Raw genomic sequence first — 14916 nt, 5'->3', positions numbered from 1 at the left:
AGAGCGGCTTTAGCCCTTTTGCGCCACCTTCCGGGGATTGATTGCAGCATCCCATACTATCTCCTGACCGTTTTCCCAGAAGAATAAGCCCTCCAGTAACAGGAAGGTAAAGGGATATTCAGGTTTGATTCTAGCTTGTTGGGGGTGTTGGGGGGGACAGACACTTTAGATGCTTAAGTGCCTGTCCCCCCAATACACTCACTAATACACTGTACTCAGAAATCTGGACTCTGTATCCTAGTGGTTATTAATATCTATCAAGGACAATGACGATGTGGTATCTCATCTATTCGCAAGACGTCGAGAACAGCCTACCGCTACGCAAGCAAGCGCGTGACGCACACCTTGAGCGCTTACGCCAACTGGAAAAAGAAAACCGCTTGATGATTGCAGGACCGAACCCTGCCGTTGATAGCGACGAGCCGGGCGAAGCTGGGTTTACGGGGTCAACCGTTATTGCTTGGTTTGAGTCATTATCAGCCGCCCAAGCCTGGGCTGACAAAGACCCTTATGTAGCCGCTGGCGTCTATGCAGACGTGACCGTTAAACCTTTCAAAAAAGTGCTTCCTCAGGATCCTGCCTAATGCGATATGTAAAAATACTGATGATGGCCTGCCTGGGGCTAATGCTCAGTGCCTGTAGTAGCACCCAGCATGATAAAGCCGCAGAAGCCGCAATCCAACGTGCCGACATGATTGCACAGTTACTGCCGATGGATATTGAAGGCTACTCACTGGTTCGCGCTCGTGCGCAAGATGCCATCATTGAGCTGACGCTTCTGGAGAAGAATGCCAAAAAAGCACCGGGGCAGCTCTTTTCCGGTTTAAAACGTCGATATTGCGAGGATAACGATATCCGCAGTATGTTAGATAGTGGTATCAGCTATACCATTTTAGTTCGCGATACCCGTGGCCGACAAATCCTCAAAAACGCTATCGATGCCCCCGGGTGTGCTAGCTAATTAAGTGCCAAGGCTGCTCCCACTCTACTGGTAAGGCTGGCCACAACTCGCCTTGGCTCGGGGGCAGCACATAGCGATAGCGTGTTTCAGGCTGATCGTCGGAAAAACGACACGTAAATTGCAGTCCATAAGCGTGTAAGTAGCCACGATCGGCAGTCTCGCCGCCATAGTAATCATCACCGATGAGCGGTGAGCCAATGCTTTTCATCGCCACGCGAATTTGATGGGTTTTTCCTGTGTAAGGACGACAGAGAAAAAGTCGCCGCCCCTCACCACCAGCAATAGAGTTAAAACGCGTTCTCGCCGGGTTGTCTTTGCTGGTTAACAATTTCCAGCTACCTCGCCGTCCCTTCGTCATATCCCCAACGATCAGCCCCTGCTTCTTACGCGGCTTTTTCGCACTTAATGCCAAATAGAACTTTTCTATCTCGCGCGAAGCAAACAACCCTGAGAGGACAGACGCCGCATGCGAAGAGGTTGCCAGCAGCAGCAAGCCCGATGTCATCTTGTCTAACCGATGCACAAGGTAGACTTTCTCAACCCCAATATGCGCCGCGACCGCCGGCAGCAGTGCCGCGTGATCGGCTTCTTTTTGCACGCTAACGCCGTGGTGCTTGTTGATCACCACAAAGTGTTGGTTTTGGTCGACAATTGAAAACATAACGAGGCGATTTACCGGTTGGCTATTGAGGACAGGCATCATAACGGCTTCACTCCTGCGCCGCTAGGGCGATCATATAAGTGACTGTCCCCCGAATGTTCCAGAGCAATTATAAAGGTGTCTGTTCCGTTAGCTTAAAGTGCCTGTCCCCGATAGGTCGGTCCCCGATAGGTCCGACTGTGCCCGATAGCCCTTCAAAAGTGTCTGTCCTCAATAGTTTCCGTCCCCCGAGTGTTCAAAAGTGTCTGTCCCGTTAGTTCCAGTCCCGTTAGTTCCGTTAGCTTAAAGTGCCTGTCCCCGATAGCTCCCGATAGCTTAGTTATAGCTCGCCCAATAGCTATACCCGCTTCACACTCTCGCGCACCACTAACGTTGGCTCGAGCTGCACAGTTTGGCTGTCACTTTGAGGGTCATCCAGTTTGTGGAGTAGCGTTTCGACGGCCGCTTGACCGAGACGGTACTTGGGCTGGTGGATGGTGGTCAGGGAGGGCGAGACAAATTTTGCGAGGTGGATGTCATCGTATCCCATGATAGAAAGATCCTCGGGTACCCGAATGCCGAGTGCATTAGCAGCATTGATCGCGCCCATTGCCATCATATCATTGCCTGCAAAAATCGCGCTCGGCAAGGAGCCGCTCGCGGCAATCGCTTGCATGCCTTGATAGCCGCCTTCACACTCAAAGTCCGCTTCTACCAGCCAGTCGGCGTTCTCAGTAAGTCCAGCATCTCGCAGCGCATCTTTAAAGCCTTGAAAACGGCGCTGTGCTTGTTGTTTAAGCAAAGGACCACTGATACAACCAATCTGGCGGTGGCCACAGTCAATCAAGTGCTGGGTCGCTAAATAGCCGCCTTGATAGGAATTGTCTTGGATTTTATCGCAGGCAAAATCAATCGGTCCCCAATCCATTACCACCACGGGAATATCCGGATAACGATCAAAGCCTTCAATCCGCTCACCTTCCAAGGTCGAGCACATCAAAATCAAGCCATCGACCCGCTTTTGCAACAGCGTATCAACTGAAGCACGCATACGCTCAGCGTCGCCTTCCGTGTTGCATAAAATCAAACTGTAGCCATTGTGGTAACAGCTGCGCTCGACGCCTTTTACTACCTCGCCAAAAAACGGATTGGTGGAAGTGGTCACCAGCATGCCAAAGGTTTTAGTACGATTCACTTTAAGGCTGCGTGCCAGTGCCGACGGGGCGTAATAGTTAAGCTCTTTCGCGGCTTGGTTTACCTTCTCAGCAATCGCCTCACTCACATAACGGGTGTTGTTAATGACATGACTGACCGTCGATGTCGACACGCCCGCCCGTTTGGCAATATCTTTCATGGTCGCCATTTATCGCGCTCCGCTGGCTAAGGTGAAATAAGGATTAAGCATCTTGGTGGGCCAAAAACGCCTCAACATTTGCACGAGAAGGAATCGAGGTTTGCGCGCCACGCTGAGTCACGGATAATGCCGCCGCGGCATGCGCAAAGCGAATCGCCTGATAAAGTGTCTGTCCCTCTATCAGTCCTGTCACCAATGCCCCATTAAAGGTATCGCCAGCGGCAGTGGTATCGACGGCATCGACACGGAACCCAGGAATAAGCTGGCCCGCTTGTTCGCCTTTTTCACTCAGCCACACGCCTTGTTTACCGAGAGTGATCAGTACAATCCCTACCCCTTTTTCATGGAGCACGTCCGAAGCCGCTTGCGCACTGGCAGTATCAGTTACCGCGATACCGGTCAGGCTTTGGGCTTCCGTTTCATTCGGGGTAATAATATCGACCGCGGCAAGAAGCGCGTCGCTCAGCGGTGCGGCTGGGGCGGGATTAAGCACCACGTGAGTCTTTGCCGCTTTGGCATGAAACGCCGCCTTTTCAATGCCACACATCGGCGTTTCTAACTGCATCAGCAAATAGTCAGCCTCGGCTATCTTGGCAAGATCGGCGGTAATGGCCTCTGCTGTCAAAGTCGCATTGGCTTCTGCCGAGAGCGCAATACTGTTCTCGCCCTGCTCAGTCACTTGGATCATCGCAATCCCAGTCGGTGTATTCGCCTGCACCTTCACCGCACTGACATCCATCCCTTCTTGCGCGTAAGATTGACGAATATTTTGTCCATATGCGTCATCACCCACGCTGGCGATAAACGCGACATCGGCGCCGCAACGCACCGCCGCGACCGCTTGATTGGCCCCTTTCCCGCCGGCAATTACGGCATAATCGTGGCCGTGTAATGTCTCGCCCGGACGCGGAAAGTGAGGGACACGTAAAACATGATCAGCATTGACGCTGCCAAGAACAACCAATCGGCTCATTACTATTCCTTACCGTTTTTAAATCAAAAAAGCACCACCCAGTGCGAACCCGATGGTGCTCACTATACGTTTCCCTGACGGCTTATTCAGCGATCGTTTCTTGGCTGATCACTTTAAGCGGCACAGGGATGTAGCTGTCTACCGACTCGCCTTTTAGCACCTTATCGGCAGTTTCAACACCCAATTCGCCAATCATACCCGGTTGCTGGGCAATAGTGGCTGCCAGTTGACCACGCTCAACGGCCGCAATACCATCTTTGGTGCCATCAAAACCAACAATAGTGACATCTTTGCCTGATGCCTGCACCGCGCGCAACGCGCCAAATGCCATTTCATCGTTTTGGGCGAATACCGCTTCCACATCTGGGTGTGCGGCAAGCAGGTTTTCCATCACGTTCAGACCTTTGGTGCGGTCAAAATCCGCCGGCTGACTGGCGAGTAGCTCAACGTCGGTACCCTCGATGGCGTCCATAAAGCCTTCACCACGCTCGCGTGCGGCTGACGTGCCGGCAATACCCTCAAGTTGGATCACTTTGGCACGCTCACCGACTTTGCCGATGATGTATTCCGCCGCCATTTTACTCCCTTGAGCGTTATCAGAAGCAATATGGCTCACCACTTCCCCACGACTCGCGCCACGGTCTAGGGTGATAACCGGGATGTCCGCGCGATTTGCAATACGAATAGCGTTCGAGACCGCGTCAGAGTCAGTCGGATTAATCAAAATGGCTTTAACGCCACGGATGGTTAAATCCTCCACATTCGACAACTCTTTACTGGCGTCGTTTTGCGAATCAAGCACCAAGAGCTCATAACCAAGATCTTGCGCTTTCTGCTCCGCACCCTCTTTCATGGTGACAAAAAATGGGTTGTTTAAAGTTGAGACCACGATTGCCATTCTATCTTCCGCTTGCGCACTAATGCTCAGCGTTGACGACAGTAGAGCAGTGGTAATCAAGGTAGTCAGTTTTTTCATGCGTTCAGTCCTTTTGTATTTGTAGGGTGTTGTTTTTACTTGCTAATTCAACAGAAATAAAAGTGTCTGTCCCGCCAACTTAAAGAGAAATAAAGGTGCCTGTCCCAATAAGCTCTACCAATAAGCGCTGTCTCAAACAGCTATTTGTTTTTGTTATCCACCAGCACGGCGAGCAGAATCACCACCGCTTTGGCAATCATTTGGTAGTAAGACGACACGTCCAGCAGGTTAAGGGCGTTGTTCAAAAAGCCGATAATCAGCGCCCCAATCAATGTGCCCATGATCTTGCCTTTACCGCCCATCAAGCTGGTGCCGCCCAGCACCACCGCGGCAATCGCATCAAGCTCATAGCCAGTACCGGCAGTCGGTTGTCCGGAGGACAGGCGCGAGGTGACGATGATCCCTGCTAGCGCCGCGAGCATGCCACACAGGCTATACACACCCACCTTGATTCGATCGACATTAATGCCCGACAACCGCGCCGCAGATTCATTGCCACCGAGTGCGTAAATATAACGGCCAAAACGGGTGTGATTGAGCAGATACCAAGCGCCGATAAACACGATAGCCATCAACCACACGGGGACAGGAATGCCCAACAGGTAGCCGGTACCAAACCAGGCAAACGCATCGGCGGTATCAGTAAAGCCCGTTGAGATGGGGCGACCATCGGTATACACCATGGTGACACCGCGATAGAGGGTCATGGCTACCAAGGTGGCAATAAACGCCTGTACCTTGCCTTTGGCCACCACGACGCCTGTCATGGCACCAATTGCCGCGCCTGCAAACAAAGCCGTTGGCACAGCCACCAGCACCGGTACTTCGACCGCAATCAAACTCGCAGCAAACGCGCCGCACAGCGCCAACACCGAGCCAACACTCAAATCGATACCCGCGGTTAAAATCACCAATGTCATCCCCACGGCGATAATGGCGTTCACCGAGGTTTGACGCAGGATGTTAAGCAGGTTGTCGACCATGAAAAAGTTACTGTTTAAAAATGACATCACCACGATCAGCACCAACAGGGCAATGAGCGATTTTTGCTCAATCAACCACGCTTTGCTGAACAGGGGCTTACGTCCATCTTCTGACGGCTGGGACTTATTCATTGCATTCTCGCTCATGCTGCATCCTCATTGGCATCTTTGCCTACCGCACAGGCAAGCAGGGTTTCTTGGTTAGCGTCTTTGGCATCAAACTCACCGCATACGCGGCCTTCGTGCATCACTAAGATGCGGTCGCTCATGCCGAGTACTTCGGGCATTTCTGACGACACCAAGATGATGCTCATGCCCTCTGCTTTAAATTGGTTAATTAGCTGATAAATCTCTTTTTTGGCACCGACATCGACCCCCCGAGTCGGCTCATCCAAGATCAGCACTTTCGGTTTAGTCATCAGCCCCTTGGCGATCGCCACTTTCTGCTGATTCCCGCCCGATAAGTTGCCAATGATTTGATCCCGGGTGGGGGTTTTGATGTTAAAAAGACGAATAAAATCATCCACCGCCATCACTTCATCACGCGGCTGTATTTTCCCCCAATGGGTGAGCTTATCGAGTGCACTGAGCGACATGTTGTCTTTCACCGATAAACCCAGCACCAAGCCCTCGCCTTTGCGGTCTTCAGAGATGTAAGCAATGCCGTTGGCCAGCGCATCTTGCGGACTTACGGGGTTAATCACCTTGCCATCAAGCCGAATCACGCCAGCTTCACGCGGCATGGCGCCATAGATAATTTTCATTAACTCCGTGCGCCCGGCGCCCATCAGACCCGATACACCCAGAATTTCGCTGCGGTGTAGCTGAAAACTCACCGCTTCCACCCCGTGGCCGCTGACATTTTCCACCTCAAGGCTTATTCCATCAGGGGTAACGTCACTTCGTGGATATTGTTCGGCGAGTTTGCGGCCCACCATCATTTCAATCAGGCCGTCTTCATCGGTATCACTCACGGGACACTCACCAATAAACTTGCCGTCACGTAACACGGTGATCCGATCGCAAATCTCAAAAATTTCTTTTAAACGGTGAGAGATATAAACTATTCCGCAGCCTTGCGCTCGCAGCTCGTTGATCACCGCAAACAGCGAGGCGGTTTCCGTGTCGGTCAAGGCATCGGTCGGTTCGTCCATAATGATCACCTGCGACTCAAACGACAGCGCTTTGGCAATTTCCACCATTTGCTGCTCGCCCAAGCTCAAGCTGCCAAGTGGCACAGTGCTGCGGGCTTTCACATTTAAACGTGCCAACAGCTTATCGGCCTCTTCCACCATCTTGGTCCAGTCAATCTTGCCAAACCGGTTAGTAAACTCGCGGCCCAAAAAGATGTTTTCGGCAATGGTCAGCTCTGGGATCAAATTGAGCTCTTGGTGAATAATACTGATCCCCGCGTGCTGTGAATCACGCGGACCTTTAAACGAAACCGGCTCGCCTTGATAGTTCACATCACCACTGTCGGCGTGATAAATCCCGGTGAGGACCTTCATCAAGGTAGACTTACCCGCGCCGTTCTCGCCGAGTAGCGCCATTACCTCACCGGGATAGACATTTAAGCTCGCCTCATCGAGGGCGCGCACCCCGGGAAAGGTTTTTACGACTTGGCGGAGTTGTAAGATAGGTTGCGTCATCGTGGTTACTCGCTTAGGCTCACCTAAAAGGTGACACCGGCTTGAAAAATCACATTGGCATAAGGCGTGCACTCTCCGGTGCGCACCACCGCTTTGCTCTGCACCGTGCGTGCTTTAAACGCCTCGTGACTGATCGTGGTCACAGTGATCGGCTGCTGACGCGCAGCACTCTCTTGCTCTAGTCGCGCAAGCAAGGCTTGGTGCAGCGCTGGGCTAACTGCTGCAAGCTCTTCCGCAATCACCACCGACTCAATGCAGGCGTGAGTTAACACCGCCTCGACCGTCTGCATAAAGCTCGGCACCCCTTGGGTCAGCGCCAAATCAATACGCGACACCGAGTTGGGGATCGGCAGCCCCGCATCACACACCGTCAATTCATCGGTGTGTCCAATTTGGGTTACGAGCCGTGCAAGCTCTGGATGGAGCAAACCATGCTTATTCATTCATCACCTTCTCACTCACGATGGACGTAATCAGCGCTCACTGTGCGCTGGCACGTTTTCTTATGATCAGCGTTTTCCCTCAGGAAAAACACTATCGAAACGTTTCGATATGGGCGAATAATGCAGATGAAAGAAAAGTTTCACCATCTGTAAACATCACAGATGTGAGAAAGATCGACTATTGATATTGGAGTCATTAGCAAAGAGAGAGATAAATCACACAGTCTGTGTTGGCAGTACAGTTTTGCGCGTTGCGGAAAAAGTGAGGTGCCTGTCCCGAGAATATCTTGCGCCCGATAAACGATGGATGAGAGTTAATGAAAAGCAGAAAAAGTGCCTGTCCCGTTAATTTATTAATTTAATTTAGTTAATTATCGTGTTCGGCTTCTTTGTCTGCTTCCCGTGGTTCACTCGGCACCGCTTGGCAAAATGTGCACTCATCATTATCCACCGAGGCGCCACCCGACTCCACGTAGCGAATACGATGACTCGCTTTGCTCCGGTTAGCCGATACCGCAAACCGCCGCTGGTCACGCTCGGGGACGATGTTTTTAGTAGGCCTATCAGTCATTATTTACCTCATTCGCCCACCATCAGAAGCCGGTGAACCGTCTTAAACTAGCGTGCCAAGATGCGAATGTTGTCTCCGCTCAGTATCAGTGCACCTGTGCCATCAATATCAAAAGAGTGAACACTTTGCAGTGTATCTAGGAAGTGATTTTCTTGCGTCATCAACGCATCGGAGCATGCCATCATCGTAGAAGCAGCTTGCCCAACCTTGATCGCGCGATTATCAATCGAATAGCCTGCAAAATACCGATTACAACTGGCTATACCGGCTACTCGCCCTTCATTGTTAAAATCTAGCGTAATACGTGAGTTGTCGATGATACCTTGGTTGTTTAGATCCTCTACTACCCATGTCTTGCTTATCAATGTATCAACAACGTCTGCGGTGGGTTGACTCACGCAACCGGTAATCATTATCGCTACCAATGCTGGTAGTAAAAGCTTAGTCATCATTCCCCCTTATCATTACACTCTATCACGCCAAGGCGTCGTTAAAATTGCCCGCTAGTATAAGACCACTAACCGGAAAGATAGCCAAGATAAAACCACAGTTTCGAGTGATATGCGACTTTTATAAAATGTGTCTGTCCCCATATGCGCCGTTTCGAGTGATATGCGATTTTTATAAAAGTGCCTGTCCCCATAAGCGCCCATAAGCGGTCATAAAAGTGTCTGTCCCAATAAACGGTAAACGAAAAAGCGACGAAAGAGTGTCTGTCCTCATAAAATGAGCATGAAAAAGGCGCCATTAAGGCGCCATAATCGGTCAATTGAAAAGGTCTTGCGTTACGCGGGGACAGGTGTCTCTTGACGTTGCTCAGCGCTTTCGGTTGGCTTACCGAGATATACATGCTGATACGCGTAATTTGTGGCTTCAATGTAGCCTTCAACCGAACCACAATCGAATCGCTCGCCCTCAAATTCATACGCAAGCACACAGCCGCGTTTCGCTTGTTCGAGTAAGGCGTCAGTGATTTGGATTTCGCCACCTTTGCCTGGCTGCGTGTTTTCCAAAATCTCAAAAATATCCGGCGTCAGAATATAGCGACCTATGATTGCCATATTACTCGGAGCCTCTTCTGGCGCGGGTTTTTCGACCATGTTGTCCACCCGGAACAAACCTGATTCTAACTTGCTGCCGCTAATTACCCCGTACTTATGCGTCTCAGTTTCGGGCACACGTTGCACCGCCACAATCGAGCAACGATAGTGGTTGTATAGCTCCACCATTTGCTTAAGCACAGTGTCACCACCAAGATTCAAGCAAAGGTCGTCAGCAAGCACGACGGCGAACGGATTGTCCCCCACCAACTGTTTGCCCGTGAGAATCGCGTGGCCTAATCCTTTCATTTCGTTTTGGCGAATATAGGTGTATGAAGCAGATTGGATCAGCGCACGCACGTCTGTCAGCAAGGCTTCTTTTTTGGTGCCACTGATTTGATGCTCGAGTTCGTAGTTTTTATCGAAATGATCCATCAAGGCATGCTTACCGCGACCAGTCACAATGCCCATATGTTTTACGCCTGCTTGAATGGCTTCATCAACGCCGTATTCAATCAAAGGCTTATTCACAATCGGCATCATTTCTTTAGGCATAGATTTGGTGGCCGGTAAAAAACGCGTGCCATAGCCTGCTGCAGGGAATAAGCAGTGCTTGATCATGTTCGCTCCTAGCTGTCTAACATTTGTTATTGTTCGGAATCGTTCAGTGTTCCGTTATAAAAAAACAGGCAATGCATCAACACATTGCCTGCTGCATAGAGAGGGGTAACTTACTGATAGCTGTAGTTGTAGTAGCCGTAGTTCCCACCGTAGGTGCTTGCGGCTTTACGCACGACCCCATTGAGTACGAAGCCTTTTACGTTTACGCCGGCTTGCTCAAAACGCTGTTTAGTGACTTCAATTTCTTTAATCGGGTTCACACTAAAGCGTCCCACCAGCAAGGTTGTTCCCGCGTGAGCACCAACAATCGCGGCATCTGTCACCGCCAATACCGGCGGTGTATCGATAATGACAATATCGTAGTGCGCGCTCGCCCAATCGAGTAGCTCTTTAAAACGCGGATGCATCAGTAGTTCTGACGGGTTCGGCGGCACCTGACCACGCGTCATCACATCCAAGTTTTCTAGGATCTGCTTTTGCACGACGCCGTCAATATCGAGCTTGCCAGCTAGATAGTCGGAAAGTCCGTTGTCTGCCTTTTTACTAAACTGCTGATGCAAGAAGCCTTTGCGCATATCCGCATCAATCACCAGCACGCGCTGTCCGCTTTTCGCCAACACACCCGCCATATTGGCAGAAACAAACGACTTACCGATGCCGGGACTTGGCCCCGAGAACATCAAGATATTGTTTGAGGCTTCCATCATCGCAAAATGCAAGCTGGTTCGCAGACCACGCAATGCCTCAATAGACAAGTCCGCCGGATTCGCGGAAGCAAGCAAGCTTTCACCGGCGGTATGCAGCGCCTTTTTCTGGCGTTTCTTTTCTATCTCTTGCTGGGTTTCGGAAAGTGGCACACTGGCATAGACGGGCAAGCCAATGGCTTCAATATCGTCTGGGTTTTCAACACCACGATGGAACGCCGCTTTTAATAGCACCACACCAACACCGATCATACCGCCAAGCAAGGTTGCAATCACAGCAATAAGCGGCTTTTTCGGTTTAACCGGCAGCTCAAAGGTTTGCGCATCGTCAATAATACGCACGTTACCAACGGTACTCGCCTTCATGATGTTGAGCTCTTGCACCTTGTTTAAAAGCTGCACGTAAATGGCTTGATTCACCTCAACATCACGAGTCAGACGTAAAATTTCACGCTGCGTTTTGGGAAGCTTTTGTGTTTGGGCTTCAACACGCTTTTTCTCGCCCAGCAAGGTTTGACGCTTATCTAGCAAGGCTAAGTAGGCCGGGTGTTCCTTGGTGAACTTTTGCGCCAACTCGCTTTCTTTGAACGTAAGCTCGTTGAGCTGTTTTTCCACCGACAGCATAGTGTCAAGTGAGGCTTTTGCTTCTAGCGACAAATCAACCGAGTCGTTTTCTTGGCGGAATTTGTTGAGCTTGTTTTCTGCTGTCGTCAGCTCGGCTTTCACCCCAGGCAAATGCCCTTTCAAAAACTCTAAGCTTTTTTCCGCTTCCGCCGCATCACGCTTCACGTTTTGCATAAAATAGTTTTGCGCAATGTCGCTGAGCACTTTTTCAATCAGGGCTTTATCTTCCCCTTGATAGGAAAGCGTCAGAATACCGGTTTGCTTACCACGCTCACTAACGGACAACTCGTCTTGGATCGCTTTAATGGCGCGCAGACGGCTCATTTTAGACACCGTGAACGAGTCACCTTGGTCAGCCGTAAGCTCAGTAACAAATAGATGAAAATCGTTATTGATTGCCGCTTTGCCCACTTGCCCTTTCAGAACAAGTTCATCATCACTGTTATACAGCGAGTATTGCCCCGGGGCATCAACGGTTAGATGAAAGGGTTGCTGCTGATAATCTTGAGGGATCTCGAACCGACTGATCGCAATCTGATTTTGGTCGCCAGTGAGGCGTGCTAGCCCCTTGCCTACCAGAGGAAAATAGTCCGGAGACGCCACAGTGGTAAGATTAAACTTATCGACCGTTTGGCCTAACACCATGCGTGAGCGGATCAGCTCAATTTCAGTACTCGCCGAGCTGTCGGTGGCAAACAAACCACTCGCCCCTTCACCGAGTAGCGAAGACATGCCACCTTCTTTTTGCTCGACTTGAATCAATGCATCGGCTTTGTAGATTGGAGTCGCTAAGATCGCGAACGCCACTCCCACCACAGCAAACAACAAGGTACAGGCAACAATTATCCATTTGCCATCAATCAAATGGCCAAGCAGTTTACTTAGATCAATCTCATCGTCTGATGACGCTGTATTTTTTATATTTTGGTTCATTTTATGCTCTTGGGTCCTCTAAGGCACTCACTTTCCCGTTATGACCACTGCAGCAACGCAGAGGGCCCGGTTAACGCAGTACATCACACCATTTTTGTGCCGCTTGGGCGATCAAATCGTACGCATAATCAAACGCCTCATCGCTTTGACGATAAGGGTCTGGAATATCTTTCGTTTGCGTCAGGTAGTGACCAAATAGCATGGTCTTCCCTCGGGCTTCAGGAGCGATGCGACACACGTCTTCTTTGTGCTTCGATTCCATCACCAGGATCAAATCATATTCATGGCACATCGATGCGGTCAGCTGTCGAGCTTCGTGGCCGCCTAAATCTACTCCATGCTTGGCAGCAATACGTGATGCCTGTTCGTTGGCCGGTTTGCCAACTAAAGCACCGACACCCGCAGAATCAATGGTTTTAGTCGGTAAGCCTTGGCGTAATAGCCGCTCTCCAGTTGGAGAGCGGCAGATGTTACCAACACACACGACAAGAATCTTATTAAACATGACGGACTCGCTTATCGTGGCCAAGTATCGACACGAAGCGCACCTTCGGTCAGCTCATTAAAGCCAGAGATAGTTGGCAGCAGTGAACGGATGACACGGTTCCAACGCGCAATCGGGGCGGCGGTTACATAGACCACATCATACGGTTGTAAATCAAATTCAGTGCCGACCGCCAAGGCAGTCGCATCTTTAACATTCAACTGGAACACATCCGCAACGGGCTCAGATTTGTCGTAACGTGGGCTGTTTGGCGTCTGACGAGCTGTACTACGAATCACAAAAATACCAGTTGCATCGGCTTCTAGCTCATCAATGCCACCCACAGAGGTTAAGGCTTCAGTCAAGCTCATGCCGGTACGATCAATCTTCAGCATTTTCGGATCGTTCACTTCTCCAAGCACAAAGACTTTCTGGCCATCATTACGAGGGATGTGCAAGATATCACCGTCTTTGAGTAAGCGGTTTTGGGTTAAGTCGCCTTTTTGCATTAATGCATACAAAGACACACTTTCTTCTTCGCCGCGTTTGGTCAAGGTGACATTGCGCCAATCTGCAAACTCGGTGATCCCACCAGCTCGGTTGACTGCATCCAAAATGGTAGTTGGAATATTCGTGATCGCCTGATAGCCCGGCTTTTTCACTTCACCCGTGATATAAGATTTTTGCGAGCGAAACGCCGCCACGTTGACATCAACTTGCGGTTTTTCAATATAAGTCGCCAGACGCTTAGCAATATCATCGCGCACTTCTTGTACCGTTTTACCTGCGACGGCAACTTGACCGATGTATGGATAGAAAATGGTACCATCAGCATGTACCCAGTTACCCGCTTCAGCCGAGCTACGGTAAGAGCCGGCTGGAATGGTCAGCTCAGGGTGGTCCCAAATAGTGACATTCAGGACATCACCGGGACCAATGCGATATTCATAGTTTTGAATTTGTGAATCCAGTTCAGGATTCACCTGCGCTAGCGCGCGAGCACGCTGGCTATTAAGCTGCTTGATATAAGACGGAGTCAGTGGATAGATATTTACCTGAGTAGATAAATCCTCAGCGGGCTGGCCCACGATATTTTTATCGCTCGGATCAAAATGAGAACCCGGCATTGTACATCCTGCCAGAGCCAGTGAGCTCATAGCGACAAAACAAATAGGTTTTAGCACAACGTCATCCTAATTTTTGTTGTTTATTCCGCTGAAATACTTTTAATTCAAAGGCTTGTTATTGTTGCCTTCTGGACAAAAATGCTTTTAACACGCATTTGCAGAGTCAAATCGAACAATAAATAGCCAATTTTTTTGACAAAAAGTGGTACTGAGTCTATGCCCAGTCATGTCAGAGTGCGGATAATACAGACATTAGTGAATGAAATAAACCCCACCAGATTTCATATCAAAGCCCGACCGCAAGACATAATACTGCTGTAACTTATCGATATTTATGGCAGAATGCGCAAAAGACGTAGACTTTGCATTTACAAGCTAAAGTTAAATCGTTAGGTTAATGCTCTGTCTGCATTAGTAGACGTTGTTTAAGCAAATCTTCCATGGAGAGAATTATGAAAAAAGTAGCAACGGGCATTATTGCCATGCTGTTTGCTGCAAGCGCCATGGCTGCCGGTGAAGCGTCAAGCTCAACCGCAGCAGGTAGCAGCAGTGCAAGTGCTAGCGCAAGCGGTGCTGCCACTTCAGCAAGCGCAGGCACAGCCGGTACTGCTGGCACTGCAGGAGCAGGCGCGGCAGGTGCTGCAGGTGCAGGTTCAGCTGCATTTGGTGGTTTAGGCATCGGTGCAGTAGCAGCCGGTACGGCAGCAGCTGCAGCCGTTGGCTCAGTAGTTGCCGCCGCTGGCGACAGCGGTACTAGTGGCAGTGTTATCACTGGTCCTGCGACAACGAACTGATCGTGATGCTCAACCCAACAGCCGCTTTCGGGCGGCTGT

Annotated in this window: 16 protein-coding genes; 3 read left to right on the top strand and 13 right to left on the bottom strand. The window is 50.3% G+C overall.

Annotated features, from left to right (window positions below):
* Positions 1-272: 272 nt before the first annotated feature.
* Together E8E00_RS04490 and gspS2 are read left to right on the top strand one after the other, a co-directional pair.
* A complete protein-coding gene (locus tag E8E00_RS04490; RefSeq protein WP_069589532.1) occupies positions 273-584 on the top strand; it encodes a YciI family protein in 312 nt (103 codons plus the stop codon).
* Positions 584-961, top strand: a complete 378-nt coding sequence (gspS2, locus tag E8E00_RS04485) for a type II secretion system pilot lipoprotein GspS-beta (RefSeq protein ID WP_096629153.1) — start codon at positions 584-586, stop codon at positions 959-961. Before E8E00_RS04490 ends, gspS2 begins: the two co-directional genes overlap by 1 nt.
* Here gspS2 and E8E00_RS04480 read toward each other — a convergent pair.
* The 13 genes from E8E00_RS04480 to E8E00_RS04420 all read right to left on the bottom strand — a co-directional run bounded on the left by E8E00_RS04480 (position 954) and on the right by E8E00_RS04420 (position 14140).
* Positions 954-1622 carry a TIGR01621 family pseudouridine synthase gene (locus tag E8E00_RS04480; RefSeq protein WP_096631454.1) on the bottom strand — a complete coding sequence of 223 codons (669 nt, stop codon included), beginning with the start codon at positions 1620-1622 and terminating at the stop codon, positions 954-956. The genes gspS2 and E8E00_RS04480 overlap by 8 nt on opposite strands.
* A gap of 337 nt (positions 1623-1959) precedes the next feature.
* Positions 1960-2964: a substrate-binding domain-containing protein gene (locus tag E8E00_RS04475; RefSeq protein ID WP_096629156.1), complete on the bottom strand. Its 1005-nt coding sequence runs from the start codon at positions 2962-2964 to the stop codon at positions 1960-1962.
* A 34-nt stretch (positions 2965-2998) separates the two neighbouring features.
* On the bottom strand, positions 2999-3928 hold the full coding sequence (gene rbsK, locus E8E00_RS04470; protein WP_096629157.1) for a ribokinase: 930 nt from the start codon (positions 3926-3928) through the stop codon (positions 2999-3001).
* A gap of 82 nt (positions 3929-4010) precedes the next feature.
* On the bottom strand, positions 4011-4904 hold the full coding sequence (gene rbsB / locus E8E00_RS04465; protein WP_077653031.1) for a ribose ABC transporter substrate-binding protein RbsB: 894 nt from the start codon (positions 4902-4904) through the stop codon (positions 4011-4013).
* Positions 4905-5044: 140 nt separating this feature from the next.
* Positions 5045-6034, bottom strand: coding sequence for a ribose ABC transporter permease (rbsC, locus tag E8E00_RS04460; protein WP_077458573.1), 990 nt, complete (start codon positions 6032-6034; stop codon positions 5045-5047).
* The gene (gene rbsA, locus E8E00_RS04455) at positions 6031-7536 is read right to left on the bottom strand and encodes a ribose ABC transporter ATP-binding protein RbsA (RefSeq protein WP_096629159.1); all 1506 of its coding nucleotides are present in this window, start codon (positions 7534-7536) and stop codon (positions 6031-6033) included. Before rbsA ends, rbsC begins: the two co-directional genes overlap by 4 nt.
* Before the next feature lie 23 nt (positions 7537-7559).
* On the bottom strand, positions 7560-7979 hold the full coding sequence (gene rbsD, locus E8E00_RS04450; RefSeq protein WP_096629162.1) for a D-ribose pyranase: 420 nt from the start codon (positions 7977-7979) through the stop codon (positions 7560-7562).
* Positions 7980-8346: 367 nt separating this feature from the next.
* Positions 8347-8550: a hypothetical protein gene (locus tag E8E00_RS04445; protein ID WP_096629165.1), complete on the bottom strand. Its 204-nt coding sequence runs from the start codon at positions 8548-8550 to the stop codon at positions 8347-8349.
* Between the two features lie 47 nt (positions 8551-8597).
* On the bottom strand, positions 8598-9002 hold the full coding sequence (locus E8E00_RS04440; protein WP_096629168.1) for an META domain-containing protein: 405 nt from the start codon (positions 9000-9002) through the stop codon (positions 8598-8600).
* Between the two features lie 333 nt (positions 9003-9335).
* Positions 9336-10211 (bottom strand): UTP--glucose-1-phosphate uridylyltransferase GalU, encoded by an 876-nt coding sequence (gene galU / locus E8E00_RS04435; RefSeq protein ID WP_077456021.1) that lies wholly within the window; start codon positions 10209-10211, stop codon positions 9336-9338.
* Between the two features lie 110 nt (positions 10212-10321).
* Entirely contained in the window at positions 10322-12472 is a 2151-nt protein-coding gene (locus tag E8E00_RS04430; protein WP_096629171.1) for a polysaccharide biosynthesis tyrosine autokinase, read from the bottom strand.
* Positions 12473-12542: 70 nt separating this feature from the next.
* Complete coding sequence (locus tag E8E00_RS04425; protein WP_096629174.1) at positions 12543-12977, bottom strand: phosphotyrosine protein phosphatase; 435 nt, start codon at positions 12975-12977, stop codon at positions 12543-12545.
* Between the two features lie 11 nt (positions 12978-12988).
* Entirely contained in the window at positions 12989-14140 is a 1152-nt protein-coding gene (locus E8E00_RS04420) for a polysaccharide export protein (RefSeq protein ID WP_371414225.1), read from the bottom strand.
* Between the two features lie 395 nt (positions 14141-14535).
* On the opposite strand from E8E00_RS04420, the gene E8E00_RS17130 reads away from it, so the two are divergent.
* Positions 14536-14877 (top strand): hypothetical protein, encoded by a 342-nt coding sequence (locus tag E8E00_RS17130; protein ID WP_168174041.1) that lies wholly within the window; start codon positions 14536-14538, stop codon positions 14875-14877.
* Positions 14878-14916 lie beyond the last annotated feature (39 nt).

The organism is Salinivibrio sp. YCSC6, from assembly GCF_004916735.1.
In the GTDB taxonomy this organism is placed as follows: Bacteria; Pseudomonadota; Gammaproteobacteria; order Enterobacterales; family Vibrionaceae; genus Salinivibrio; species Salinivibrio proteolyticus.
Note: the sequence above shows the minus strand (reverse complement) of the source record. Positions and strands in the feature narration are given on the sequence as shown.

What these genes read in the sequence shown, in the direction of transcription:
- rbsC (WP_077458573.1), bottom strand. Translation starts at nt 6,034, where the DNA reads ATGAGCGAGAATGCAATGAATAAGTCCCAGCCGTCAGAAGATGGACGT.
- rbsK (WP_096629157.1), bottom strand. Translation starts at nt 3,928, where the DNA reads ATGAGCCGATTGGTTGTTCTTGGCAGCGTCAATGCTGATCATGTTTTA.
- E8E00_RS04430 (WP_096629171.1), bottom strand. Translation starts at nt 12,472, where the DNA reads ATGAACCAAAATATAAAAAATACAGCGTCATCAGACGATGAGATTGAT.
- E8E00_RS04490 (WP_069589532.1), top strand. Translation starts at nt 273, where the DNA reads ATGTGGTATCTCATCTATTCGCAAGACGTCGAGAACAGCCTACCGCTA.
- galU (WP_077456021.1), bottom strand. Translation starts at nt 10,211, where the DNA reads ATGATCAAGCACTGCTTATTCCCTGCAGCAGGCTATGGCACGCGTTTT.
- E8E00_RS04445 (WP_096629165.1), bottom strand. Translation starts at nt 8,550, where the DNA reads ATGACTGATAGGCCTACTAAAAACATCGTCCCCGAGCGTGACCAGCGG.
- E8E00_RS04425 (WP_096629174.1), bottom strand. Translation starts at nt 12,977, where the DNA reads ATGTTTAATAAGATTCTTGTCGTGTGTGTTGGTAACATCTGCCGCTCT.
- gspS2 (WP_096629153.1), top strand. Translation starts at nt 584, where the DNA reads ATGCGATATGTAAAAATACTGATGATGGCCTGCCTGGGGCTAATGCTC.
- rbsB (WP_077653031.1), bottom strand. Translation starts at nt 4,904, where the DNA reads ATGAAAAAACTGACTACCTTGATTACCACTGCTCTACTGTCGTCAACG.
- rbsA (WP_096629159.1), bottom strand. Translation starts at nt 7,536, where the DNA reads ATGACGCAACCTATCTTACAACTCCGCCAAGTCGTAAAAACCTTTCCC.
- E8E00_RS04440 (WP_096629168.1), bottom strand. Translation starts at nt 9,002, where the DNA reads ATGATGACTAAGCTTTTACTACCAGCATTGGTAGCGATAATGATTACC.
- E8E00_RS04475 (WP_096629156.1), bottom strand. Translation starts at nt 2,964, where the DNA reads ATGGCGACCATGAAAGATATTGCCAAACGGGCGGGCGTGTCGACATCG.
- E8E00_RS04480 (WP_096631454.1), bottom strand. Translation starts at nt 1,622, where the DNA reads ATGTTTTCAATTGTCGACCAAAACCAACACTTTGTGGTGATCAACAAG.
- E8E00_RS17130 (WP_168174041.1), top strand. Translation starts at nt 14,536, where the DNA reads ATGAAAAAAGTAGCAACGGGCATTATTGCCATGCTGTTTGCTGCAAGC.
- rbsD (WP_096629162.1), bottom strand. Translation starts at nt 7,979, where the DNA reads ATGAATAAGCATGGTTTGCTCCATCCAGAGCTTGCACGGCTCGTAACC.